This window comes from Gemmatimonas sp. (genome assembly GCF_041689975.1).
Lineage (GTDB): Bacteria > Gemmatimonadota > Gemmatimonadetes > Gemmatimonadales > Gemmatimonadaceae > Gemmatimonas.
Window position 1 is genome coordinate 1 of the sequence record NZ_JBDNFF010000231.1, and the last position, 23180, is coordinate 23180.

A 23180-nucleotide genomic window follows, 5' to 3' on the forward strand; every position below is an offset into this window, starting at 1 on the left:
AGAGCGTGCGGGTTCGAGTCCCGCTCCGGGTACGCCGTCGTCGCTGCTGCCCCACACCGTGTGTAGTTGTTTGTACGAGCGTGTTTCGTACACCGAGTACCCCCAATGGCCTGGAGCCTAGATGCGAACAGTGCGCGACCCGCGCGGGACCACATGGATTTGCCTCGAACTGCCGGAAGTGCCGGTCGATCAGCGCGAAGCGGCCGCGTTGCTGTCTGCCGACATCGTGGCCATCGAGTGCAACTCGGGCGCGGAACGGGTGATCGCGCTGGTCGCGCCCGGGTGGGACGACACCATGGACGACAGCACGCTCTCGAAGACGATCGCGGACTTCATGCCGTAGGAGTCGAGCGGCGGCGATTGTATGTTTCTGCCATGTCTGACGTCGTGACGCTCGCCACCGAATTACTGTCCGTCGAATCCACCACCGGCCGCGAACGGGACGCGGTGGATCTCGTCGCGCGCTGGCTTGTCACGCACGGCTGGAATGTATCACTCCAGGAAGTCGAGCCGGGTCGCTCGAACGTCTGGGCTACCCGTCGCGGTTTCGGCGTGACGCTCTCCACACACCTCGACACCGTGCCGCCTTATGTGCCGCCTCGTCTCGAAGGCAATCGGCTGTACGGCCGCGGGTCGTCCGACGCGAAAGGCATCGCGGCGGCGATGATGATCGCCGCGCAGCGACTGGCCGATGCCGGCGAGGAACGGGTCGACTTGCTCTTCGTGGTGGGTGAAGAGAAGGGCTCGCCGGGCGCGCGCGCCGCGAACCGGTTGCCGGCCACCAGCAAGTTCCTCGTGAACGGCGAACCCACCGAGAGCAAACTCGCGTCAGGATGCAAAGGCGCGCAGCGCGTCATCGTGCGGGTGCGTGGACGCGAGGCGCATTCCGCGTATGCCCATCTGGGCAGCAGCGCGCTCGAGCCGCTGCTCGACATCTTGCCGCAACTGCGCGCTTTGGTGCTCCCGGTCGATCCCATTCTTGGCGACACCACGTACAACATCGGTGTGCTGCGTGCCGGCACCGAGGCCAACGTCGTTCCCGGACTGGCGGAAGCCGAGATCATGATTCGCCTCGTCGGCGATATCGCACCCGTGAAGCAGGCGTTCACGGAGTGGGCTGGAACGCGCGCCGAGTTGATATGGGGTTCGCACATTCCCGCCCAGTATTTTCACGTGCTCGACGGCTTCGAGGTGATGCCCGTTGCCTACACCAGCGACATCCCGCTGCTCGATCGCTGGGGGACGCCGCTGCTCTTCGGGCCCGGTTCGATTCACGTGGCCCATACGCCCATCGAATACATCGATGTGGTGGAACTCGAAGCGTCGGTCGGCGCTTACGAACGTATCGTCCGCACCCTGCTCGCATGAATACGCCCGTGACACGTTGGCCGGTCGCCGTTCTCGGTGCGACCGGTGCCGTCGGCCAGGCGTTCATCCGCCTTCTCGACGGCCATCCCTGGTTCGATCTCATCGAAGTCGCGGCCTCTGAGCGCAGCGCCGGCAAATCGTACGCGTCCGCGGCCCGTTGGCTCGAAGGTACCTTGCCGCCGGCCGTCGCCGCACTCCAGGTGAAATCGTGCACGCCGGAGCAGGTGACGGCGCCGATCGTCTTCTCCGCTCTCGACTCGGCGGTCGCCGGCGACGTGGAAGCCGCGTTCGCTGTTGCGGGACGGATGGTGCTGAGCAACGCGAAGAATTACCGGATGGAGTCCGACGTACCGCTGGTGATTCCGGAAGTGAACGGAGATCATCTGGCGTTACTCGCGCAGCAGCGGATCAACCGCGGATGGCCCGGCGGGATCGTGACGAATGCGAACTGCGCCGTCACCGTCGTCGCGATGGCGCTGGCACCGTTGCATCAGGCGTTCGGCGTCACGAAGGTGTTCGTGACGACGATGCAAGCCGTGTCAGGTGCGGGCTATCCGGGCGTGCCGTCACTCGATATCCTCGGCAACGTCATTCCATTCATCGGTGATGAAGAACCCAAGATCGAAGCCGAGCTGGTAAAGTTGCTCGGTACGTACAACGGTGAGACGATCATCGACGCGTCGATCGTAACGAGCGCGCACGCCAATCGCGTCGCCGTCGAGCACGGTCACACCGTGTGCCTGTCCGTGGCGTTCGAGCGTGCGCCCACGACCGAGCAGGCACTGGACACGTTGCGCGGCTGGAAGGGGTTCGCGGTGGTGCAGGGACTGCCGTCGGCACCGGTGCCGGTGCTCATCGTGCGCGATGAGCCGGATCGGCCGCAGGCGCGTCGCGACGTGAACGCCGGGAACGGCATGGCCGTGACCATCGGCCGCGTGCGCGCCGACAATCTCTTCGACTTGCGGCTGGTCGCGATGGCGCACAACGTCGTGCGTGGCGCCGCAGGCGGTTCGATTCTCAACGCCGAGCTGCTGGTGGCCACCGGGCAGCTCGACGGGTTGGTCGCCTCGTGATCGTTTGCAAGTTCGGCGGTACGTCGGTGGCGGATGCCACCGCGATCAACCGTGTCGTCGATGTGATCGTCGGCAAGCAGGTCAGTGCGCCCGTGGTCGTTGTCTCGGCGCTCGGTGGCGTGACGAACGTGTTGCTCGATGTCGCCCACAAGTCCGCCGCCGGCGAACTCCTCGGCGCGTTGCAGCTGGTGGAGCAACTTCGCGATCGACACCTGCGTGAGGTGCAGGCGCTGCTCGGCGCGGCGCCGGAAGCGGCAGAGCTGGCATTGGAGATCAGTGCCAGCTTCGATGAGCTGGCCCATCTCGCGGAAGCGTTCCGAACGCTTGGCTATCTCACGCCTCGCTCGCTCGATACCGTCGCCGCACTCGGCGAGTTGCTCTCGTCGCAGATCGTGGCCGCCGCCTTTCGGCATCGTGGCTATCCAGCCGTGTGGGTCGATGCGCGCGATGTGATGAAGACGAACGATTTTTTCACGCGCGCAGAACCCGATATCGACGCCATCGCGCTTGCGTCGCAGGAGTACCTGCTGCCTCTTTTGCAGCAAGGAAAGATTCCCGTGATGGGTGGCTTTGTCGGATCGGCGCCCGGACGCGTCACGACGACACTCGGCCGCGGGGGATCCGACTATTCGGCTTCACTGATCGGAGCGGCGATCGAAGCGACCGCGATCGAAATCTGGACCGACGTGGATGGTATGCTGACCGCCGATCCCCGCGTGATTCCGAGCGCGCAGCTCATCGAGCGCATCAGCTTCGATGAAGCGGCGGAGCTCGCCGCGTTCGGTGCGAAGGTGCTGCACCCTGCCACGATCGCGCCCGCTGTGCAACGTGGCATCCCCGTGTTCGTGTTCAACTCGCGCAAGCCCGACGGGAAGGGGACGATGATCGCGTTCGATGCGCCGCGACTTCCCGTGCGCGCGATCGCCGGCAAGCGCAGCACGACGCTCGTGAAGCTGCGGTCCTCACGCATGCTGCTGGCGCCCGGCTTTCTGCGCCGGGTCTTCGAAGTGTTCGAGACGCATCGCACATCAGTCGACGTCGTGACGACATCGGAAGTCTCGGTGTCGGTCACGCTCGACGATGCCACCAACCTTGGCGCGATCCTGCAGGATCTGGCCGCGTTCGGCGACGTCGCCGTGGAGCGGCGAAGCGGAATCGTGGCGATCGTCGGTGCGGGTATCGCCGACGGCAGCCGCGCTATTGCCGATGCGTTCATCGCGCTCGGACCAATTCCCGTCTACATGGCGTCGCTGAGCGCCACCGGTATCAACTTTACGCTCGTGATCGACGATGAGCAGGTCGAGCCAGCGATGCAGCGGTTACACGCGGCGTTTTTCGAGCAGGCCTCGTGAGCGGCGCGCTGCTACGCGAGTCCCCGCTACGCGGGTCCGCGGTACGGGTCGCGCTGATCGGCATGGGGCGTATGGGTCGCGCGCTTGACGCGCTGGCCCCCGAGCGGGGCTGCGAAGTGGTCGCCCGTTTTGATGCGGCTGAGATGTCGAGCGGTGTTGCCGCCGCCGATCTGAACGGGGCGCAAGTAGCGATCGAGTTCACGACACCGGAGGCATCGGTGGCCAACGCTATCGCGCTCCTTGGCTTAGGCTGTCCGGTGGTCATCGGAACCACCGGGTGGTCGACACATCTCCCCGACATCGAAGCGGCGGCGCACCGTGCGCAGTGCGCCGCGCTCTGGTCGCCGAACTTCAGCATCGGCGTCCAGCTGTTTCTCGCGATAGCCGAAGACGCCGCGCGCCGCGCGCGCCAGGTGGCCGGCTTCGACGCGCACGTGGTCGAGACACACCACATCGGGAAGCTCGATGCGCCGTCTGGCACCGGCATCGCGATCGCGGAGCGGTTGCAGGACGGTCTCGGGCGCGTCGTGCCGATCACGAGCGTGCGTACCGGTTCGGTGCCGGGTACCCACGAGATCATTTTCGACGCGCCTTTCGAGCAGATCCGACTGGTGCACGAAGCGCGCGACCGGCGGGTGTTCGCCGACGGCGCACTGACGGCGGCCCGCTGGCTCGCCGGCGCGCCCGCGCCCGGGGTGTACACGATGCGTGACGTCCTGGCATCGAGCCAGGCGAGTTCCTGACCACTCAGCCCGAAACGACGATGGCGCAGCGACTCTTCGGGTGTGGTACTGCACTCGTCACGCCGTTCATGGCGGATGGTTCGATCGACGAAGTCGCGCTCCGGGCGTTCGTGGAGTGGCAGATCGGCGAAGGCGTGCACATGGTCATTCCGTGTGGATCGACCGGTGAAGCCGTCACGCTCACGACGGCGGAGCATCGCCGCGTCGTGGAGATCACCGTCGAGCAAGTGGACGGGCGCGTGCCGGTGATCGCGGGAGCCGGCTCGAACGACACACTGCGCGCCATCGCGACGTCGCGCGACATGAAGGCGATCGGCGCCACGCATTTGCTGCATGTCACGCCGATGTACAACAAGCCGCCTCAGCGCGCGATGATTGCGCACTTCCGCGCCATCGCCGACGCCTGCGATCTGCCGATCGTGATCTACAACGTTCCCGGCCGCACTGCGATCAATCTCGAGGCGCGCAGTTGTCTGGAGCTGGCGGCCGACCCGCGTTTCGTGGCGGTCAAGGAAGCATCGGGCAACCTGGCGCAGATCACGCAGATCATTCGCGAGCGCCCGGAGCACTTCGCGGTCCTCTCCGGTGACGACGGTTTCACCGTCAGTGTCATGGCACACGGCGGCGACGGGGTCATCTCGGTGATTTCCAATGTCGTGCCCGCCTTGATGTCGGCGCTTTGCAACGCCATGGCGCGTGGTGATCTGGCCGAGGTTCGGCGCATCGAGGCTCGTGTTGCACCGGTGGTACATGCCGCGTTCATCGAGTCGAATCCGATTCCGGCCAAGGCGATGCTTGCGATGATGGGTCGAATGCGCGATCAGCTGCGGCTCCCCCTGGTCCCGCTGCTCGCGGCGCACCATCCGCTGGTGCGCACGGCGCTGGTACAGGCCGGCGCGCTCGCGTCGTAACGTCACGCTTGTCGTTTCCCACTTCCCTACGATGCTGCTCTCATGGCCTTCTCGCTGACCGACCTCGAAACGCGCTTCAACGATCCGCTCCTGCTCGATGGAGGCGTAGCGCTGCCGACCGACGCGCAGCATCTGTTCGATCATGCGCTGGCGTTGCTCGAGCGCGGGGAGATTCGCGCGGCCCGTCGTGATGCCGATGGCATGTGGCACGCCGTGCCGTGGGTGAAGCGCGCCATCCTGTTGGGTTTTCGCATCGGGCGTGTGGTCGAAATGCCGGGGCATGCGCCGTTTCATTTTCTCGACAAGCACACGTATCCCACGCGCGAATTCCGCGTGGAGAATCAAGTGCGCATCGTACCCGGTGGGTCCACCGTACGGCGCGGTGCCTACCTCGCACCGAACGTCGTGTGCATGCCACCGATGTACATCAACGTCGGCGCCTATGTCGGTCGCGGCACGATGGTCGACTCGCACGCGCTCGTCGGCTCCTGCGCGCAGATCGGCGAGCGCGTGCATCTCAGCGCTGCCGCGCAGATCGGCGGTGTATTGGAACCGATCAACGCGTCACCGGTCATCATCGAAGACGATGTCATCGTCGGTGGCAACTGCGGCGTGTACGAGGGGACGGTCGTACGTGCCAAAGCGGTGCTGGGGGCCGGCGTGATTCTCACCCGTGGCACGCCGGTGTACGACCTCGTGAAGGAGACGGTGCATCGTGCCACGGCAGACCAGCCATTGATCATCCCCGAAGGTGCGGTCGTCGTGCCGGGCGCACGGCGCGTGACCTCGGCCTTCGGCGAAGCCCAAGGGCTGTCCCTGCAGACACCGGTGATCGTGAAGTACCGGGATGACAAGACCGATGCCGCGACCGCGCTCGAGGCGTGGTTGCGGTGAGTACCACGCACTCGCCACTGGTGGTGCGCGGTGCTGTCCGCGCTCCCGGTGACAAGTCGATCAGCCATCGCGCGTTGATCTTTGCAGCCATGGCCAGCGGACCAACGCGCATTCGCGATATTCTCGCGTCGGCCGATGTGCATGCGACCGCCGGCGCGTTGCGCGCGATGGGTGCGGATATTCCCGCGTTGAGTGCCGACTTCGTGGTGCATGGACGCGGGATCGCGTCGTTGCACGCGCCGGAGTCGGCGCTTGATTGCGGCAACAGTGGAACGACCACGCGATTGATCGCTGGTCTTGTGGCCGGACTCGCCGGTCGCGCGGCCCGCTTCGAGGGTGACGCCAGTCTCAGCCGGCGGCCGATGCGTCGTATCGCGGCGCCGCTTGCGGAGATGGGTGCGCGCATCGACTTCGAAGGCGCTGATGGGCACGATGGATTGCCGATGCGCGTGCATGGCATGCCGCTGTCGGCGATTACGTATGTGAACACGCATGCCAGTGCGCAGGTCAAGGGCGCCTTGATGCTTGCCGGACTCGCGTCGGGTGCGGGTGTCACGGTACTCGAGCCCCAGCGGTCGCGCGATCACACCGAACGCATGCTCACGGCGCGTGGCGTCCAACTCACCGTCTCCGACGAGGGCGTGGTCCTGCCGCCAGCGCAGGTTCTCACCGCGGTTGATGTCGTCGTGCCGTCCGATCCGTCGTCAGCGACCTTCTTCGTCGCGCTCGCCGCGCTGGCTGACGAGGGTGAACTGCGCCTCGAGAATGTGTGTCTGAATCCCACACGCACCGGTGCCTTCGACGTGCTGCGTCGAATGGGCGCGCGCATTGAGATCGAGGATTCGCGCACCATCGGTGGCGAAGCGATCGGTACGCTCGTGGTTTTCCCGGCATCCCTGCATGCCACATCCATTGGCGGCGCGGAAATTCCGCGGTGCATCGATGAGCTGCCGATGATCGCGTGCGTCGCGGCGCGTGCGGTCGGTGAAACGCGCATCTCCGACGCCGGTGAACTACGCGTGAAGGAAAGCGATCGTATACGCGCCGTGGTCGAGAATCTGCGACGGCTTGGCGTCGAGGTCGAGGAGCTTCCTGACGGTATGCGCATTGTCGGGTCGCAGGCCGCGCTCTCGGGACACGTTGTCACGCATGGCGATCATCGATTGGCGATGGCGTTCGGCATCCTCGGCGCGCTACCGGGGAATCGCATCGCGATCGATGATCCGGGTTGCGTGTCGGTGTCGTATCCGACGTTCTGGCGTGATCTGGCGCAGGCGATGGGGCCGACGTCTGAACGGGCCGAGACCACAACGCTCAACGCGAGCGCGCGGAAGCCGCTCGTGATTGCGATCGATGGACCCGCAGCGTCCGGTAAAAGCTCAACGGCCCAGTGGGTCGCCCAGCTCCTGAACGTGCATCACGTGGATTCCGGCGCGTTCTATCGCGCGATGACGCTGTTGGCGATCGGTACCGGTGTGCCGCCCGAGCAGTGGTCGCCGGCTGGGGTGTTGGCGCAGGCCCCCCGGATTACCTGGCGCCTCACTGAGCGATCGGTGCTGCCGCTCGTGGACGGCAGCGTGCAGGACGAGGCCATGCGCGATGCACCCGTCACCCGTCAAGTGTCGCGGGTGGCCCAGATGGCGGCGGTACGACACTGGGTCAACGACCAGGTGAGGGCAGCTGGGGCGGCCACCGATGTCGTCGTTGACGGCCGTGATATCGGGACGGCCGTGTTCCCCTCAGCAGCGCTCAAGGTGTTTCTGGTGGCTGATCCCTGGGAGCGGGCGCGGCGCCGGCTGATTCAGCGGCTGGAACGTCGTCCGAACGACACCGAGATCGCCGAGGAGACGGAGGCGCTGGTGGCACGGGACGCCCTCGACGCGGCCCAGAGCGCCCCGGCGAGGGATGCTATCACCATCGACACGACGACGGTGACGCAGGAAGAGCAGGTGGAGCGGATTGTGGCGCTCGCCAAGGCCACCCGGGATCGGCTGCGCGGGCTTCAGGCCCTGGCTTAGGGTGGAGCGGACCGGCGCACCCATTGCCGCAGGGACTTGAGCGCTCTACGTTTCGGGGTTCCTGCTGTGAATCCGTTCCACCCTCATCTCGGCGCGGCGAGTGCAGTTCCGCGAATCGGAGATACCCACAAGTATGAGCACTGAACTGAGCCCTGAGCTCGCCGCCGAGCTGGACGCCGCGCACAATGCGGACATGGACGAGCTCGACGCGGAGCCGGCGCATAATAAGCTCACGCCGCGCGAAAAGCGCGACCTGCAGAAGAGCCAGCTTCGCCCGCTCGCGAATCGTCGCCCGGAACTCTACGAAGAAGATGAGTTCTCGTCCGACGAATACGAGCGCATGCTGGAGTTGTACAACGGCACGCTCGCCTCGATCGAAGAAGGTGAGATCGTCAAGGCGACCGTCCTCGAGATTCGCGAGAACCTGGTCGTCCTGGATATCGGCTTCAAGTCCGAAGGGACGATCCCGCTCGAAGAGTTCAAGGACATGCCCGACCTCAAGGTCGGCGATGAAGTCGAAGTGCTCCTCGAGCACCTCGAGGACCAGGAAGGTTCTGTCGTCCTGTCCAAGAAGAAGGCCGACTTCATGCGCGTGTGGGAGCGCATCCGCGTGGCCTACGAGAGCGACATGCCCGTCGAAGGCACGCTCGTCAAGAAGATCAAGGGCGGCGTTGTCGTCGACCTCATGGGCGTCGATGCGTTCCTGCCGGGTTCACAGATTGCGCTTCGTCGTGTGCCGAACATCGATGAGCTGCTCGGACACAAGTACGAGTTCAAGATCATCAAGCTCAACAAGCGTCGCCGCAACATCGTAGTGTCGCGTCGTGTGATCCTCGAGCAGGAACGCGCCGGCAAGCGCGAGAAGCTCATGAAGGAGCTCTCGAAGGATCAGGTGCGGAAGGGCGTCGTCAAGAACATCACGGACTTCGGTGCATTCATCGATCTTGGTGGAGTGGACGGCCTGCTGCACATCACGGACATGTCGTGGGGCCGTATCTCGCATCCGAGCGAGATGGTCCAGATCGGCATGGAACTCGAGATCAAGGTCCTCGATATCGATTGGGAGCGCGAGCGCATCTCGCTCGGCCTCAAGCAGCTCCAGAGCTACCCGTGGAAGGATGTGGCGGCCAAGTACCCGGTCGGCACTCGCGTGAACGGAAAGGTCGTGTCGATCACGAACTACGGCGCGTTCATCGAGCTCGAGCCGGGCATCGAAGGCCTCGTCCACATCTCCGAAATGAGCTGGACGCGCAACGTACGCCACCCGTCGAAGATCGTGTCGATCGGCGAAGCGATCGAGGCGGTGGTGCTCAAGGTCGATGAGACCGAAGAGAAGATTTCGCTGGGTATGAAGCAGACCGAGCAGGATCCGTGGGTGATCCTGCCGCTCAAGTACCCGGTCGGCACACGTATCAACGGTAAGGTCCGCAACCTCACCAGCTTCGGCGCGTTCGTGGAAATCGAGCCGGGCATCGACGGCCTCATTCACATCTCCGATATGTCCTGGACCAAGCGCGTCCAGCATCCGTCGGAAGTCGTGAAAAAGGGCGACGCGGTGGACGTGGTCATCCTCAACATCGACAGCGAAAACAAGCGCATTTCGCTTGGCCTGAAGCAGGCCGAGGAAGATCCGTGGCTTCGCATCGGTGAGACGTACCCGGTCGGCACCGAGCTTCCGGGCAAGGTTGTCCGTCTGATGGACAAGGGCGTGGTCGTCGATCTCGGCAACGACATCGAAGGCTTCGTGCCGGTGAGCCAGCTCAACCCCGAAGGCACGGTCACGAACCCGGCCGACTTCGCGTGGGAAACGATGAACCTGGTGATGCGCGTGTTGGAGGTGGATCCGATCCACCGCCGTATCGTACTCGCCGTGACGTCGGTCCCGGAAGAGCAGCCGCCCAAGCCGGCCGAGCCGAGCAAGGTGCACAGCTCGGAAGACGAGATCGGGCTGTAAGTCTGGTGTAGTGAGCAGAATGACAAAGGCCCCGGCAGTGATGCCGGGGCCTTCGTTTTTAGCTCGAGCGTCGTGTTTCGCGACGCAGGGTTCATGAACGCAGAAGGCCCCGCGTTTCGGCGGGGCCTTCTGGTCTGACATCGAGCAGCGTGCAGTGATTACGCGGTACGGTTCCGACGACGGGCGAAGCCGAAGATACCGAGGAGGCCGGCGCCCATGAGGGCGTAGGTGGACGGCTCGGGGACGGTGGAAAAACTACCCTTGTCCGTATCCATGAAGAATTCGATCGGGCTCTGCTTATAGTCGGGACCACCCTTATAATCGGTGAAATCCATCGTCACCTTTGTGAAAAGGTCTCCGACAGGATTAGCAATACCAAGGCCAACGGCGTTGGTGTACGTAACCGTCGTCTTGTTGAAGTCCCGGGTATAGCTGTTCCCGGTAAAATCGGCGTCCTCGCCGAGGCTACTTCCAGTAGTTCCGACACCGAATGCCGTGCAGTTGCTCGTGCTCGCCTTTTGGTTGCTGCACTTGCGGTCGAACAGTACACCGCCATACGCCGCTCCGCCCTCAAACACGAGAAGGTCGATATCTGCCTTGGTTGAGATGAGAAGCTTCCAAGGGCCGGGCTGGCTAGCCGCGGGGGGCTGTCCGCTGTAGGTGTTTGTGTTCGTACCAAGCTGAAGAGAACCGAACTTATCAAAGGTTACGCCCCAATTATTGGCGTCAAAGACCGCCCACGTGCGCGTCAGCACAAAATCACCAAAAGTCGCAGTGACCCGCATGCCACCCATGTCCCGGCCAAAGATCGACTCGTCGATGCCAGACACGGACGACGTTGTGCCCGTCAATGACGACACAGTCTGCGCCTGTGCCCGAGCCGTAACACTCGCCAGCGCGATCGCCGCGCCGACTGCCATCGTGAACTTCTTCATAGTGATCTTGCGCGGCGCGCGGATAAGAGAGGACGGGAAATGCTTCCTACATATAGCTGAGCACCCTTCGTGTCAGTGATTTTAGTCGCGTTTTATGCCGAAACTGGGAAACTCTTCCTTTAAGTGGTCAATTTGTCCTACTTTTGCGGATCAGTTCGCAGGTGGTGTTGCGTCGGCGTGTGGCATAGGGGCAACACTTTGCAGCAGTCGGCCGCGCGCTCCACATTCAACGGTATCCGTGAAAAGTAGCAGACACATCGGCAAACCACCCATGAGCGCGCTGGCCGACCGACGGCACTGGGTGCCAGCGTTGTAACACGCAGCCGCGAGCGGCTTCTCGGCACCACCAAACACAATGCCCCCGCGCATGTGCACGGGGGGCCGCTAACGGGCAGCGAGGCGCGAGTCGCGCCCCGCCGTAAGCCATTCGCGATCGCTTACCGGCCTACGATCAAGCCGAGTCCCTCTTCGGCCTGCTTCTCGCCCTTCTTGGCCGGAGCGGCCTTGCTGCCCCGCGGCGTCTTGAAGCAGGCGACTGCCATCAACGCGAAGGCCACCAAAAACAGCGTGGTCACCAGTCCCACGCGCAGCGCGGTCGTGTTGAAAGCGTTCATCATGGCCGAGTTCACGATTTTTTTCAGCTGTAGCGCGTCCAAGGCGAAGAGTGCCAACGATCCCAGCAGGACAAGCGCAAACAGCGCCGAGATCACCCCCACCGTTCGGGCCAGTCCGGGGCCGTCGAGTGCACGCGACATGAGGACCAACAGCGACAGCCCTAGGTACGGGAGCAGCAACACACTCGAGAGCGCGTTCGCCGCGCCGAAGCGCCATTGGATGTTGCTCAGCTGGAGCGGCCACAGCTGCGAACCCGCTTGCAGGAAGGGCACGACGACCAGAAGGATCGCGCCGAGGTACAGGACGCGGCGGGCAGACGGATCATCGTGGAGATCGAGGAGGTCGGACATGGCGGGTATGGGAGCGTCGTCAAGGGAAGGCTTCAATGGCACCGCATCAATGCAAACCGTGTTCCAGCAGCCTCAGCTGCACGACTCGGCAAGTCATCACACAGGATATAGTGTGCAAGGACGGCGCGAAGGTGAAGCCCGTCACATTGGAGCGCCCACGAAACACTACACGGAAGCATATCCTGCAACCCGTCCGCCGCGCGAGTGCCGAGAGTGTGACGGACCCGGCAGGTATAGTGAGGAACGCTTCAGTCCGTTCGCGTAGGGACCGATAGAACGAGGGTGCTGATTCGGGCCGCGCCGTCTGCGCGGCACCGAGGCATTGGCTCATCACCCCGATGCCGCGGTCGATGGCTTCCGATTGCCGCTCCTCTCGCTTCCGAGCATTGACTCCATGTCACTGACCCTTCGCCGTTCCCTGTTCCCCGCACTTGCGACTCTCCTGCTCGCTGGTCCGTTCGCCCGTCCAGCCGCGGCTCAGGACGACAAGGTGTACCCGATTTCTGAAGTCACGAATCCGCCCAAGCTGTCCTCCACCATTCAGGCGGCCCGCCTGATTTCAGATTCCTACCCCGCCGACCTCAAGAGCCGTGGCGTCGGCGGCATGGTCGAGCTCCAGTTCATCGTGGACAGCAAGGGTAAGGTCGAACCGGGCAGCGTCGAAGTGGTTGACGCGACGCAGACCGCCTTGGGCGAAGCGGCCAGGAAGGTGGTGGCGAAACTCGACTTCTCGCCGGGCAAGTTGAACGGGGCTGCCGTGAAGACCAAGGTCGTGCTTCCGATCATCTACAAGCCGTAACGTTCTATCCCTGAGAGGCGAGGCGCCGATCCCGTGTAGGGGTCGGCTCCTCGTTTTTCTGGGCAGGCGCGCTAGCTTCCCGCTCCATGTCACAGTCCTCGACCATGCGCCAGAAGCTCGAGCGGTTGGCCAGCGCCCGCGATGCCTCCGAACAGGGAGGCGGCGCCGATCGCCTCGCCGCTCAACACGCCAAGGGCAAATTGTCTGCCCGCGAGCGTCTCGATGCCCTCCTCGACGAAAGCTCGTTCGTCGAGATCGACCGATTCGTCACCTCCCGCTCGCTCGCCGATGGCGAAACGCCGATTTACGGTGACGGTGTCGTTGCCGGACACGGTCGGATCGAAGGACGAATCGTGTACGTCTTCTCACAGGACTTCACCGTGTTCGGTGGGTCGCTGTCCGAGGCGCACGCCGCCAAGATCTGCAAGGTCATGGATCTGGCGGTGCGCAACGGCGCGCCGGTGATCGGCCTGAACGACTCGGGGGGCGCGCGCATTCAGGAAGGCGTCGTATCGCTCGGTGGCTACGCCGACATCTTCCTGCGCAACACCATGGCCTCGGGTGTGGTACCGCAGATCTCGGCGATTCTCGGGCCATGCGCCGGCGGTGCCGTGTACTCGCCGGCGATCACCGACTTCATCTACATGGTGCGCGGCACGAGCTACATGTTCGTGACCGGACCGAATGTCGTGAAAACGGTCACGCACGAAGACGTCACGATGGAGGAGCTTGGCGGCGCCGACACGCATGCCGGTACCAGCGGTGTCGCGCACTTTGCGTGTGACTCCGAGCTCGCCTGCCTGCAGCAGATCCGCGAACTGTTCCGCTTCGTACCCTCGAACAACGTGGATGACCCGCCGCGCGGCTCGGGTCGCGATCCGCGCGATCGGCGCGACGAATCGTTGCTCGACGTGATTCCCGATAATCCGAACAAGCCGTACGACATGCATGACGTGATCGGCCGCATCGTGGATGACGGGGAGTTCTACGAGGTGCAGCCCGATTACGCCGGCAACATCCTTATCGGCTTCGCGCATCTTGGCGGTTACAGCGTCGGTATTGTCGCCAACCAGCCGGCGGTGATGGCCGGCGTGCTCGACATCAACGCGTCGATGAAGGCGGCGCGCTTCGTGCGCTTCTGCGACTGCTTCAACATTCCGCTCGTGACGTTCGAAGACGTGCCGGGATTCCTGCCCGGTGTGGCGCAGGAGCATGGCGGCATCATCAAGCACGGCGCCAAGCTGCTGTACGCGTACTGCGAAGCGACGGTACCGAAGCTCACGGTGATCACGCGCAAGGCGTACGGCGGCGCGTACGACGTCATGAGCTCGAAGCACATTCGCGGCGATTACAACGTGGCCTGGCCCACGGCGGAAATCGCCGTGATGGGCCCCAAGGGAGCCGTGGAGATTCTGTACAAGAAGGAGATCGCCGAAGCGAGCGATCCGCAGGCGGCGATGGATGCGCGCGTGGCCGAGTACACGGAGAAGTTCGCGAATCCGTACAACGCGGCCGCTCGCGGCTATGTGGATGACGTGATCGATCCGCGCGACACTCGACCGCGTCTGATCGATGCGCTCGAGACGCTGCGCGGCAAGCGCGATCGCAATCCGGCGAAGAAGCACGGAAACCTTCCCCTGTGAAGCCGCCGATGTTCAGCAAGGTGCTGGTGGCCAACCGCGGCGAGATCGCGCTGCGCGTGATCCGGGCCTGTCAGGAGCTCGGCGTGAAGACCGTTGCCGTGTATTCCGAAGCGGATGCCCGCGCGCCGCACGTGCGCGAAGCCGATGAAGCGGTTCTCATCGGTCCGCCGCCGTCGAGCCAGAGCTACCTCGTTGGTGAACGACTCATCGACGTCGCGCTCCGTACCGGCGCGCAGGCGATTCATCCGGGCTATGGCTTCCTCTCTGAACGCGCGTGGTTTGCGCGCGCGGTGCGCGATGCCGGACTCGTGTTCATCGGGCCTCCGGCGGAAGCCATCGACGCGATGGGCTCGAAGACGGCCGCTCGTCAGCTGGCCATTGCGGCCGGTGTGCCGGTCGTGCCGGGTACCACCGAGAGCGTGCGCGATGCCGACGAAGCCGTCGCCATCGCCGAGACGTTCGGGTTTCCGGTGTTGCTGAAAGCGGCCGCCGGCGGCGGCGGCAAGGGCATGCGCATCGTGCGCGCGGCCTCGGAACTGGCCGACGCGCTGGCGTCGGCGAAACGCGAAGCGCAGAACGCCTTCGGTGATGACGCCGTGTATATCGAGAAGTACATCGAAGGCCCGCGTCACGTCGAGATTCAGGTGTTGGCCGACACGCACGGCAACATCGTGCACCTTGGCGAGCGGGAATGCTCAGTGCAACGTCGACACCAGAAGATGATCGAAGAAGCTCCCAGCGTGGCCGTGTCGCCGGAGTTGCGCGCGCGCATGGGTGCGACAGCCGTGGCCGCGGCGCGGGCGGCCGGCTACGTGAACGCCGGCACGTGTGAGTTCCTGCTCGACACCGACGGGCAGTACTATTTCCTCGAGATGAATACGCGCATTCAAGTGGAGCATCCCGTCACGGAGCTTGTGATGGGGCTCGATCTGGTGCAGTGGCAGATCCGCGTGGCTGCCGGCGAAGCGCTGCCGTTCGCGCAGAAGGACTTCACGCCGCGTGGTTGGGCGATGGAGTGCCGCATCACGAGCGAAGATCCGTCGAACGGATTCCTGCCGAGCACCGGGCGCATCGAGTATCTGCATCTGCCCACCGGGCCCGGGGTGCGGTGGGACGGTGGAATCGAGTCGGGCAGCGAGATCGGTCTGCACTACGATCCGATGCTGGCCAAGCTGATCGTGCACGCGCCGACGCGCGATCTCGCCATTTCGCGCATGCGACGCGCGTTGCGTGAACTCACCATCGATGGCATCGAGACCTCGCGCAGCTTTCATCTGCGCGTGATGGATCACTCCGACTTTCAGCGTGGCGATATCCACATCCAGTGGCTGGAACAGAATCTCCCGGCGTTGACGGCTCCGGCTACCGATCGCGAATCGATCCGGCTGGCCGCCATTGCGGCGGCGCTGGTGGCGCATGAAGAGCGGAGCGCCTCGAGCGGCACGGCGACCACGTCGTCGACCACGACGCAGGCGAACGATGCCACGGCCGTGCGCCGCGATGCACACCGTCCGTCGTGGCGTGACGTGGCGCGGCGCGAATCGCTGCGGTCTTCGTGATGAAGAAACGACTGGATCGTCGCCCTCGTCGTGTGTCGGAGAAGCCGGCCGTGGAGGAGATCGCCACGATGACGATCGACCGTATCGCGAAGGGCGGCGACGGGGTCGGCCGGGCGAATGGCTTGGTGTGCTTCGTGCCACGTACGGCGCCGGGGGACGTGGCGCAGGTGGCGTACGTCGCGCAGGCACGTCACGGACGCGGCCGCGTGCTGCAAATCGTCACGCCTTCCGCGCATCGTGTGGAAGCGCGCTGCGTGCATTACGAGCGCGATCGTTGTGGCGGCTGTCAGCTGCAACATCTCGACGACGAGACACAGCGCGATGCGCGCCGCCACATCGTGCAGGATGCACTGTCGCGCATCGGGAAGCGCACGATCGAGCTCCCGGAGCTTGTGACGGGTGAGTCGTGGGGCTATCGCGGGCGGCTCACGCTGATGCTGCTGCCGCGTGGTCGCGGATGGACCGGCGGACTGCATCCGCACGACGATGCGGCACGCGTGTTCGCGCTCGACGAGTGTGCGATCGCGAATCCGGTGCTCGTGCGCTGCTGGCTCGACATGCGTGAGCGCCTGCACGGCATGCCGACGGATCGCTTTCTGCGCGTATCGTTCCGCCTGTTGAACGCTGACGTGGGCCAGGAAGCCGTCGCGGTCGTCGTGCAGGGAGGTGAGTCCTGGAGCGACGGTGCGCAGTGGGCGGCGGCCTTGGCTCGCGCCTCGGCGCCGGTTCGCGCGGTGTGGTGGCTACCGCGAGGCGGGAAGCCGGTCGGGCTGGCGGGCGACGTGGCGACTGACGGCGCGGCGGGCAGCGTGGGGCTGTCGCTCGAGGTCGAGGCGCCGGGCGGAGCCACGGCGATGGACGAGGCTGCGGAGGCCGGACGCTACGAGCCGGATGCGCGCGAGGCACTCGCGTTCGCGCAGGTCAATCCCACAGTGGCCACGGCGCTGCGTGACTTCGTTTTTGCGACGGTGCAGGCGTTCGCGCCGACGCGCGTGATCGATGCGTATGCCGGCAGCGGCGAGCTGACGGAACGATTTGCCCGCGATGGCGCCTCGGTCGTGTCGATCGAGGCCGACGCCGCGGGGGCGGCGGCCACGCGTCGTCGGGTCGAGGAAGCAGGTCTGGGCGATCGCGTGCAGGTGGTTACCGCGCTGGTCGAATCGGCGCTGTCGTCGGCGCTACCGGCGGATGTCGTGGTGCTCAACCCGCCACGCGCTGGAGTGGCGACGGGCGTGACGGCGCTGCTCGAACAGGCGGCGAGCCGCGGCCTGCGCGGCATTGTGTACGTGAGTTGTGATCCGGCGACGCTGGCGCGGGACCTCGCGCGCATTCCCGGGTGGCGCATCGATGCGGTGCGTTGTTTCGACATGTTCCCGCAGACGGCGCACGTGGAAACCGTGTGTGTGCTGCGCCCGGAGACGACGACATGAAGTACATCGTGGATGTGAACGGCGAGCGCGTGATCGTGGACCTCGACGGCACGCATGCGGAGGTGGAAGGCGAGCGCGTGGCGGCCTCGCTGTCAGCGATCGAGGGGACGCCGGTGCGTCTGCTACGGATCGGCGAACAAGTGCACCGTTTGGTGGCGCGCCGCGGCGCGTCACGGGGCCGCTGGACGCTCGATCTGGACGGTCAGCGGGTAGAGGCCGAGGCGCTCGATGAGCGGATGCGGGCCATCCGCGATCTCACCGCGGCGGAGGCCGAGGCCAGCGGGCCGGCGCCGTTGCTGGCGCCCATGCCGGGACTTGTGGTGCGCGTGTCGGTGGCCGTGGGCGATACGGTGAGCGCGGGGCAGGGGCTCGTCGTGGTCGAAGCCATGAAGATGGAGAACGAGTTGCGGGCTTCGGTGGCCGGTGTGGTCACAGCGGTACAGGCCGTCCCGGGACAAGCCGTCGACAAAGGGGCGCTGCTGGTAGAGCTGGGGCCGATCCCGTCCGTGTAATCAGACGGGATCGGAATCGGCCTCGGTACCTGATCAGACCTTGGCTGGTGCGTTGCGGCGCATACGGTTCACGCCCTTGATCACGATGAACAGCACGAAGGCGACGATCAGGAATGTGAGCACCTGATTGAGGAACAGGCCGTAGTTGAGCGTGGCGACGCCAGCCTTCCTGGCCTCATCGAGGGTCGTGAAGGGGCCACCCTGAAGGGCCACGAAACGGTTGGTGAAGTCGACGCCGCCGGTGGCCAGTCCGACGAGGGGCATGATGATGTCGGTGACCATGCTATCAACGATCTTTTGGAACGCACCGCCGATGACGACACCGATCGCCAGGTCCATCACGCTGCCCTTCATGGCGAATTCCTTGAACTCCGACATCATCGACATGCAAACTCCGGGAGGGGTGAAGGCAGGCATCGGCACCCGCAGAGTCCAGTCTGGTTCACGGCCAAGCGAACCGGCAAGGGAGCCCGAGCAGTTCCTCTGGAATGGTGCCACCGGGAAACGAGCCTCAACCCTCGGATTGACACAGACTTCAATGCTGAGTAACCTACGAGTCTGTCCCGTTTTCCGGGCGTTTCAGCGTTCAGCAGTGCCTGTTTTCTCTTCGTAGTTCCTTTATCTCTTTCTGAGCGCCTCTGTTGGCGTCTCCGAATCACGCACGGATCACGTTAGCATGAAGACCTACAGCGCGACCCCGAAGGATATCGACCGTCGGTGGTATATCGTCGACGCGGAAGGAATGGTCCTGGGCCGTCTCGCGTCGGAAGTCGCGAAGATCATCCGCGGGAAGCACAAGCCCATGTACACGCCTCATATGGACACGGGTGACTTCGTCATCGTGATCAATGCGTCGAAGGTACAGGTGACCGGCCGCAAGGCCGAGCAGAAGACCTACTTCAGCCACACCGGCTACATGGGCCACGAAAAGCACACGCCCTTTGCCTCGGTGTTGGCGAAGCATCCGGAGCGCGTGATCGAGAAGGCCGTGTACGGCATGCTCCCCAAGACGGCGCTGGGCCGTCAGGTACTGCGTCGCAAACTGCGCGTCTTCGCAGGCGCCGAGCATCCGCATGTCGCGCAGGTCCCGGCGACGCTCACCTTCTCCTCCGCCGAGGCCAAGTAATGTCAGAGCAGATTCAGACGATCGGTCGTCGCAAGCGTGCGGTGTGCCGCATGTACATGACGCCGGGTTCCGGCAAGTGGGACGTGAACGGCCGCACGCTCGGTGAGTACTTCCCGCGTCCGACGCTCGTGTCCGCGATTCAGCAGCCGTTCACGCTGACCGACACGCTTGGCAAGTACGACATCAAAGCCGTCCTCGACGGTGGTGGCGTAGCCGGGCAGGCCGGTGCCGTGCGCCTCGCGATTGCGCGTGCCCTCGTCAAGATCGACGAGAATAACAAGAAGAAGCTGCGCGAGTACGGCCTCATGACGCGTGACGCGCGTGAAGTCGAGCGTAAGAAGCCGGGCCGTGCCGGCGCTCGTAAGCGTTTCCAATTCTCCAAGCGCTAGTACACGCGGTTCGCCGCGTCGTACTACGTATCTCTCACGCTGTCCGAGTCGGCTGCGGGTACCAGTCTCCTTCGGGAATTGGTCGCAGCCGACGATGACCACAGCGGACGAATTTCAAAACCTCAAAGCACTCTTCACATGACGACTCCGTCCCTCGAGCAGCTGCTCGCCGCGGGCGTTCACTTCGGGCACCAGACCCGTCGTTGGAACCCCAAGATGCGCCGGTTCATTTTTGCCGAGCGCAATGGCATTCACATCATCGACCTGCAGAAGACGCTTCGCCAGATTGAACTGGCGCAGAAGCTCGTCCGTGAGGTCGTGCTGCGTGGCGAGAACGTGCTCTTCGTGTGCACCAAGCGCCAGCTCGCCGCTATCGTGAAGGCCGAGGCCGAGCGCTGCGGCGGCATGTTCGTCACCGAGCGCTGGCTCGGCGGTATGCTCACCAACTTCCAGACGGTCAAGAAACAGGTCAAGAAGCTCAAGGACCTCGAAGCCGGCACGGAAGACGGTACGCTCACGAATTACACGAAGAAGGAACAGCTTCTCATGTCGCGGCAGCGCGAGAAGCTCGGCAAGTACCTCTCCGGTATCAAGACGATGAACCGCCTCCCGGGGCTATTGTTCATCATCGACTCGAAAAAGGAGCGCATTGCCGTTTCCGAAGCGAACAAGCTTGGCGTGCCCATTGTCGCCATCGTGGATACGAACGCCGATCCCGACCTGATCACGGTGCCGATCGCCGGTAACGACGACGCTATCCGTTCGGTTGAGTTGATCGCGAAGGTAATTGCCGATACGATCGACGAGGCGCGCCGTGAGGCGCCTGCCCGTCCGAGCGACGAAGAGCAGGAGAGCTATACGTTCTCCAGCGACCGCGGCACCGAGCCGGCTGGTCGTGGTGAGCGCGGCGGCCGTGGTGGAGATCGTGGCGGCCAGGGCGGAGATCGTGGTGGCCAGAGTGGCGGACAGGGTGGCGGACAGGGTGGCGGACAGGGTGGTGGTGCCGCGAGCGACAGCCGTCGCCCGCGCCGTCGCCGCGCCAAGCCGGAAGCCATCGCCGCGCGCCTCAAGCCGGGCACCGAGGGAACGGCTGCTGAGGGCGCCGCCCCGGAAGCTGCTGGTGACGCCGGAGAAACGGGAGCAGAATCGGTCGGACAGGAGTAACGTTCGGTGGTTCCCTGACCGCCGGCTCAGGCTTCCACTGCAGCACCGCGACGCCGCCGGCTCAACACCGGCGGCGTTCGTACGCAGTAGCTCGACATGGTTCGCAGTACCAACGCATCGCAGATACTGACACTCAGCATATACAGGGCTCGAAGATGACCACGGTGATCACCGCGAAGGCTGTTTCGGAACTCCGCCAGCGTACCGGCGCCGGCATGATGGATTGCAAGAAGGCGCTCGAAGAGAATGGCGGCGACATGGACGCTTCCGTCGAGTACCTCCGCAAAAAGGGCATCGCAAAGGCCGAGAAGCGCGCCGACCGATCCACGAGCGAAGGCATCATCGGTGGTGAGATCTTCAACCACGGCCGCACGGGTGTGCTCGTCGAGGTCGCGTGCGAGACGGATTTCGTGGCGCGTAACGAAGATTTCGGCAAGGTGGTCGCGCAGCTCGTGGCGCAACGCGTGCATTCCACCGCGGCCGACGTCGACAGCTTCCTCGCCGAGCCGTTCGCGGCCGATCCGTCGCAGACGGTCGCCGAGTTCGTGAAGATCGCGTCGTCGAAAACCGGTGAAGCTGTGAAGGTCAAGGACGTTGCGCGCTTCGATGCCGGCGAGAACGGCGTGGTCGGCATGTACCGCCACCACAACGGCAAGCTGGCCACGCTGGTGCAGGTCACGGCCTCGACGCCGGAAGCCGCGGCGCACGAGTCCACGCAGCAGCTCGTGAAGTTCATCGCCGAGCACATCGCGGCGTCGGCCCCACTCGCGGTCGATCGCACCGGCGTGCCCGCCGAGAAGATTGAAAGCGAGAAGCGTATCGCCGAAGAGCAGGCACGTGAGACCGGGAAGCCGGAAGCGATGATCGAGAAGATCGCCACGGGCAAGATCGAAGCGTTCCTCAAGGACGTGACGCTGCTCCCGCAGGCGTGGGTTCGCGATCCGGCCATCACGATCGCCGCGCTGGTCAAGGATCACGCCGAGCGCGCTGGTGGTACGATCACCGTCGATCGCTTCGCCCGGTTGCAGCTCGGGGCCGAGTGAGCGGCGTGGGCGCCACGGACAAGCGCTACACGCGCATCCTCCTGAAGCTCTCCGGCGAAGCACTCGCCGGGGATCGCGGCGTCGGGTTCGATTTTGAGCGGATCGGTTCCTTCGCGGATCAGATCGTCGAGGTGGCGCGCATGGGCGTGCAACTTGGTCTGGTCATCGGAGGCGGGAACATCGTGCGCGGCACGCAACTCTCCCAGATGGGAATGGATCGCGTCGGCGCCGATTATATGGGCATGCTCGGCACAGTCATCAATGCGATGGCCATGCAGGATGTGCTCGAGAAGAAAGGGCTCGACACGCGCGTCATGACGGCGATTCGCATGGAAGAGTTGGCCGAGCCCTACATTCGCCGGCGCGCGTTGCGCCATTTCGAGAAGGGGCGTACGGTCATCTTTGCCGCCGGCACCGGGAACCCGTATTTTTCAACGGACACGGCGGCGGTGCTGCGGGCTATCCAGATGAAGGCGGATGTCATCATCAAGGCCACCAGCGTCGACGGCGTTTACTCCGCCGATCCGAAGAAGGATCCGAACGCCACGATGTACGAGTCGATCAGCTATCGCGACGTGATGCTCGAAGAGCTCCGCGTAATGGACCAGACGGCCATCACGCTGTGCAAAGAGAATCAGTTGCCCCTGATCGTGCTGAACCTTCACACGCCGGGCGCGATCGCACGCGCCATCAACGGCGAACGCGTGGGGACACTGGTTTCATGAGCACCACTTCGCAGATCCTGAAGGACACCAAAAGCGGTATGGAAAAGGCCCTCGAGGCCTCGAAGCGCGACTTTGCCGGCATCCGTACGGGCAAGGCATCGCCGAGCATGCTGGACACGATCAAGGTCGAAGCGTACGGCTCGCTCGTACCGCTGAACCAGGTGGCACAGGTCTCGGCCCCCGAGCCCCGCATTCTTCTCGTGACGCCGTTCGACAAGGGACAGGCGAAGGTCATCGAGAAGGCCATTCGTGAGTCGGAACTCGGCCTTGATCCGGCACATCAGGGTGGCGTCATCCGCGTGCCCCTGCCTTCGATGAATGAGCAGCGTCGTAAGGAGCTCGTCAAAGTGCTCAGCAAGCTGGGTGAAGACGGCCGGATCGCGATCCGCCATGCCCGCACCGATGCGCGCGACAAGGTCAAGAAGCTTGACGGCGTATCCGAAGACGACAAGAAGCAGGCGGAGAAGGATTTGCAGAAGGCGCACGACGAATGCATCGGCAAGCTCGAGGCGCTGCTCAAGACGAAGGAAGCCGAGATCATGGAGGTTTGAGGCCTTTCAGCGAACCGCTTGCTGAT

At 64.3% G+C, this 23180-nt stretch carries 22 protein-coding genes and 1 pseudogene; 20 read left to right on the forward strand and 3 right to left on the reverse strand.

Features of this window, described 5'->3' with window-relative positions:
* The first annotated feature begins 121 nt into the window (after positions 1-121).
* From ACESNG_RS14780 to ACESNG_RS14820, 9 genes are all read left to right on the forward strand, one after another.
* Positions 122-343: a hypothetical protein gene (locus ACESNG_RS14780; protein ID WP_373062299.1), complete on the forward strand. Its 222-nt coding sequence runs from the start codon at positions 122-124 to the stop codon at positions 341-343.
* Positions 344-375: 32 nt separating this feature from the next.
* The gene (locus tag ACESNG_RS14785) at positions 376-1368 is read left to right on the forward strand and encodes a M20/M25/M40 family metallo-hydrolase (RefSeq protein ID WP_373062301.1); all 993 of its coding nucleotides are present in this window, start codon (positions 376-378) and stop codon (positions 1366-1368) included.
* Complete coding sequence (asd, locus tag ACESNG_RS14790) at positions 1365-2441, forward strand: aspartate-semialdehyde dehydrogenase (protein WP_373062303.1); 1077 nt, start codon at positions 1365-1367, stop codon at positions 2439-2441. Before ACESNG_RS14785 ends, asd begins: the two co-directional genes overlap by 4 nt.
* On the forward strand, positions 2438-3793 hold the full coding sequence (gene lysC / locus ACESNG_RS14795) for a lysine-sensitive aspartokinase 3 (protein WP_373062305.1): 1356 nt from the start codon (positions 2438-2440) through the stop codon (positions 3791-3793). Before asd ends, lysC begins: the two co-directional genes overlap by 4 nt.
* A complete protein-coding gene (locus ACESNG_RS14800; protein WP_373062307.1) occupies positions 3790-4536 on the forward strand; it encodes a 4-hydroxy-tetrahydrodipicolinate reductase in 747 nt (248 codons plus the stop codon). The genes lysC and ACESNG_RS14800 overlap by 4 nt, the downstream gene beginning before the upstream one ends.
* Before the next feature lie 20 nt (positions 4537-4556).
* On the forward strand, positions 4557-5447 hold the full coding sequence (gene dapA / locus ACESNG_RS14805; protein WP_373062309.1) for a 4-hydroxy-tetrahydrodipicolinate synthase: 891 nt from the start codon (positions 4557-4559) through the stop codon (positions 5445-5447).
* 42 nt (positions 5448-5489) lie between these two features.
* Positions 5490-6341 (forward strand): 2,3,4,5-tetrahydropyridine-2,6-dicarboxylate N-succinyltransferase, encoded by an 852-nt coding sequence (locus ACESNG_RS14810; RefSeq protein WP_373062311.1) that lies wholly within the window; start codon positions 5490-5492, stop codon positions 6339-6341.
* Positions 6338-8359 carry a 3-phosphoshikimate 1-carboxyvinyltransferase gene (gene aroA / locus ACESNG_RS14815; protein WP_373062313.1) on the forward strand — a complete coding sequence of 674 codons (2022 nt, stop codon included), beginning with the start codon at positions 6338-6340 and terminating at the stop codon, positions 8357-8359. Before ACESNG_RS14810 ends, aroA begins: the two co-directional genes overlap by 4 nt.
* A 133-nt stretch (positions 8360-8492) precedes the next feature.
* Positions 8493-10313 carry a 30S ribosomal protein S1 gene (locus ACESNG_RS14820; RefSeq protein WP_373062315.1) on the forward strand — a complete coding sequence of 607 codons (1821 nt, stop codon included), beginning with the start codon at positions 8493-8495 and terminating at the stop codon, positions 10311-10313.
* Between the two features lie 158 nt (positions 10314-10471).
* On the opposite strand, the gene ACESNG_RS14825 is transcribed toward ACESNG_RS14820, so the two are convergent.
* A complete protein-coding gene (locus tag ACESNG_RS14825) occupies positions 10472-11248 on the reverse strand; it encodes a PEP-CTERM sorting domain-containing protein (RefSeq protein ID WP_373069533.1) in 777 nt (258 codons plus the stop codon).
* Positions 11249-11685: 437 nt separating this feature from the next.
* Positions 11686-12213 carry a hypothetical protein gene (locus ACESNG_RS14830; protein WP_373069535.1) on the reverse strand — a complete coding sequence of 176 codons (528 nt, stop codon included), beginning with the start codon at positions 12211-12213 and terminating at the stop codon, positions 11686-11688.
* 394 nt (positions 12214-12607) lie between these two features.
* Here ACESNG_RS14830 and ACESNG_RS14835 point away from each other — a divergent pair, with 394 nt between their 5' ends.
* The 5 genes from ACESNG_RS14835 to ACESNG_RS14855 all read left to right on the forward strand — a co-directional run bounded on the left by ACESNG_RS14835 (position 12608) and on the right by ACESNG_RS14855 (position 18156).
* The gene (locus ACESNG_RS14835; protein ID WP_373062321.1) at positions 12608-13012 is read left to right on the forward strand and encodes an energy transducer TonB; all 405 of its coding nucleotides are present in this window, start codon (positions 12608-12610) and stop codon (positions 13010-13012) included.
* 104 nt (positions 13013-13116) lie between these two features.
* A complete protein-coding gene (locus ACESNG_RS14840) occupies positions 13117-14655 on the forward strand; it encodes an acyl-CoA carboxylase subunit beta (protein ID WP_373062329.1) in 1539 nt (512 codons plus the stop codon).
* A gap of 8 nt (positions 14656-14663) precedes the next feature.
* Positions 14664-16214, forward strand: coding sequence for an acetyl-CoA carboxylase biotin carboxylase subunit (accC, locus tag ACESNG_RS14845; RefSeq protein WP_373062331.1), 1551 nt, complete (start codon positions 14664-14666; stop codon positions 16212-16214).
* Complete coding sequence (locus tag ACESNG_RS14850) at positions 16214-17644, forward strand: class I SAM-dependent RNA methyltransferase (RefSeq protein WP_373062323.1); 1431 nt, start codon at positions 16214-16216, stop codon at positions 17642-17644. Before accC ends, ACESNG_RS14850 begins: the two co-directional genes overlap by 1 nt.
* Complete coding sequence (locus tag ACESNG_RS14855; protein ID WP_373062325.1) at positions 17641-18156, forward strand: biotin/lipoyl-containing protein; 516 nt, start codon at positions 17641-17643, stop codon at positions 18154-18156. Before ACESNG_RS14850 ends, ACESNG_RS14855 begins: the two co-directional genes overlap by 4 nt.
* Before the next feature lie 39 nt (positions 18157-18195).
* Here the strand turns inward: ACESNG_RS14855 and mscL are convergent.
* Positions 18196-18537, reverse strand: a pseudogene (gene mscL, locus ACESNG_RS14860) (large conductance mechanosensitive channel protein MscL); the annotation flags it as partial.
* 295 nt (positions 18538-18832) lie between these two features.
* Here mscL and rplM point away from each other — a divergent pair.
* From rplM to frr, 6 genes are all read left to right on the forward strand, one after another.
* Complete coding sequence (gene rplM, locus ACESNG_RS14865; RefSeq protein WP_373069537.1) at positions 18833-19282, forward strand: 50S ribosomal protein L13; 450 nt, start codon at positions 18833-18835, stop codon at positions 19280-19282.
* The gene (rpsI, locus tag ACESNG_RS14870) at positions 19282-19671 is read left to right on the forward strand and encodes a 30S ribosomal protein S9 (RefSeq protein WP_171224368.1); all 390 of its coding nucleotides are present in this window, start codon (positions 19282-19284) and stop codon (positions 19669-19671) included. The genes rplM and rpsI overlap by 1 nt, the downstream gene beginning before the upstream one ends.
* 138 nt (positions 19672-19809) lie before the next feature.
* Entirely contained in the window at positions 19810-20835 is a 1026-nt protein-coding gene (gene rpsB / locus ACESNG_RS14875; protein WP_373069540.1) for a 30S ribosomal protein S2, read from the forward strand.
* Between the two features lie 155 nt (positions 20836-20990).
* The gene (gene tsf, locus ACESNG_RS14880) at positions 20991-21878 is read left to right on the forward strand and encodes a translation elongation factor Ts (protein WP_373069542.1); all 888 of its coding nucleotides are present in this window, start codon (positions 20991-20993) and stop codon (positions 21876-21878) included.
* The gene (pyrH, locus tag ACESNG_RS14885) at positions 21875-22603 is read left to right on the forward strand and encodes a UMP kinase (protein WP_373069544.1); all 729 of its coding nucleotides are present in this window, start codon (positions 21875-21877) and stop codon (positions 22601-22603) included. The genes tsf and pyrH overlap by 4 nt, the downstream gene beginning before the upstream one ends.
* On the forward strand, positions 22600-23154 hold the full coding sequence (gene frr, locus ACESNG_RS14890; RefSeq protein WP_373069546.1) for a ribosome recycling factor: 555 nt from the start codon (positions 22600-22602) through the stop codon (positions 23152-23154). Before pyrH ends, frr begins: the two co-directional genes overlap by 4 nt.
* Positions 23155-23180 lie beyond the last annotated feature (26 nt).

Bases quoted from the DNA above. Each gene is read 5' to 3' on its own strand.
- ACESNG_RS14780 (WP_373062299.1), top strand. From the start codon at position 122: ATGCGAACAGTGCGCGACCCGCGCGGGACCACATGGATTTGCCTCGAA.
- ACESNG_RS14785 (WP_373062301.1), top strand. From the start codon at position 376: ATGTCTGACGTCGTGACGCTCGCCACCGAATTACTGTCCGTCGAATCC.
- asd (WP_373062303.1), top strand. From the start codon at position 1,365: ATGAATACGCCCGTGACACGTTGGCCGGTCGCCGTTCTCGGTGCGACC.
- dapA (WP_373062309.1), top strand. From the start codon at position 4,557: ATGGCGCAGCGACTCTTCGGGTGTGGTACTGCACTCGTCACGCCGTTC.
- ACESNG_RS14810 (WP_373062311.1), top strand. From the start codon at position 5,490: ATGGCCTTCTCGCTGACCGACCTCGAAACGCGCTTCAACGATCCGCTC.
- ACESNG_RS14820 (WP_373062315.1), top strand. From the start codon at position 8,493: ATGAGCACTGAACTGAGCCCTGAGCTCGCCGCCGAGCTGGACGCCGCG.
- ACESNG_RS14825 (WP_373069533.1), bottom strand. From the start codon at position 11,248: ATGAAGAAGTTCACGATGGCAGTCGGCGCGGCGATCGCGCTGGCGAGT.
- ACESNG_RS14830 (WP_373069535.1), bottom strand. From the start codon at position 12,213: ATGTCCGACCTCCTCGATCTCCACGATGATCCGTCTGCCCGCCGCGTC.
- ACESNG_RS14835 (WP_373062321.1), top strand. From the start codon at position 12,608: ATGTCACTGACCCTTCGCCGTTCCCTGTTCCCCGCACTTGCGACTCTC.
- ACESNG_RS14840 (WP_373062329.1), top strand. From the start codon at position 13,117: ATGCGCCAGAAGCTCGAGCGGTTGGCCAGCGCCCGCGATGCCTCCGAA.
- accC (WP_373062331.1), top strand. From the start codon at position 14,664: ATGTTCAGCAAGGTGCTGGTGGCCAACCGCGGCGAGATCGCGCTGCGC.
- ACESNG_RS14850 (WP_373062323.1), top strand. From the start codon at position 16,214: ATGAAGAAACGACTGGATCGTCGCCCTCGTCGTGTGTCGGAGAAGCCG.
- ACESNG_RS14855 (WP_373062325.1), top strand. From the start codon at position 17,641: ATGAAGTACATCGTGGATGTGAACGGCGAGCGCGTGATCGTGGACCTC.
- rplM (WP_373069537.1), top strand. From the start codon at position 18,833: ATGAAGACCTACAGCGCGACCCCGAAGGATATCGACCGTCGGTGGTAT.
- rpsI (WP_171224368.1), top strand. From the start codon at position 19,282: ATGTCAGAGCAGATTCAGACGATCGGTCGTCGCAAGCGTGCGGTGTGC.
- rpsB (WP_373069540.1), top strand. From the start codon at position 19,810: ATGACGACTCCGTCCCTCGAGCAGCTGCTCGCCGCGGGCGTTCACTTC.
- tsf (WP_373069542.1), top strand. From the start codon at position 20,991: ATGACCACGGTGATCACCGCGAAGGCTGTTTCGGAACTCCGCCAGCGT.
- frr (WP_373069546.1), top strand. From the start codon at position 22,600: ATGAGCACCACTTCGCAGATCCTGAAGGACACCAAAAGCGGTATGGAA.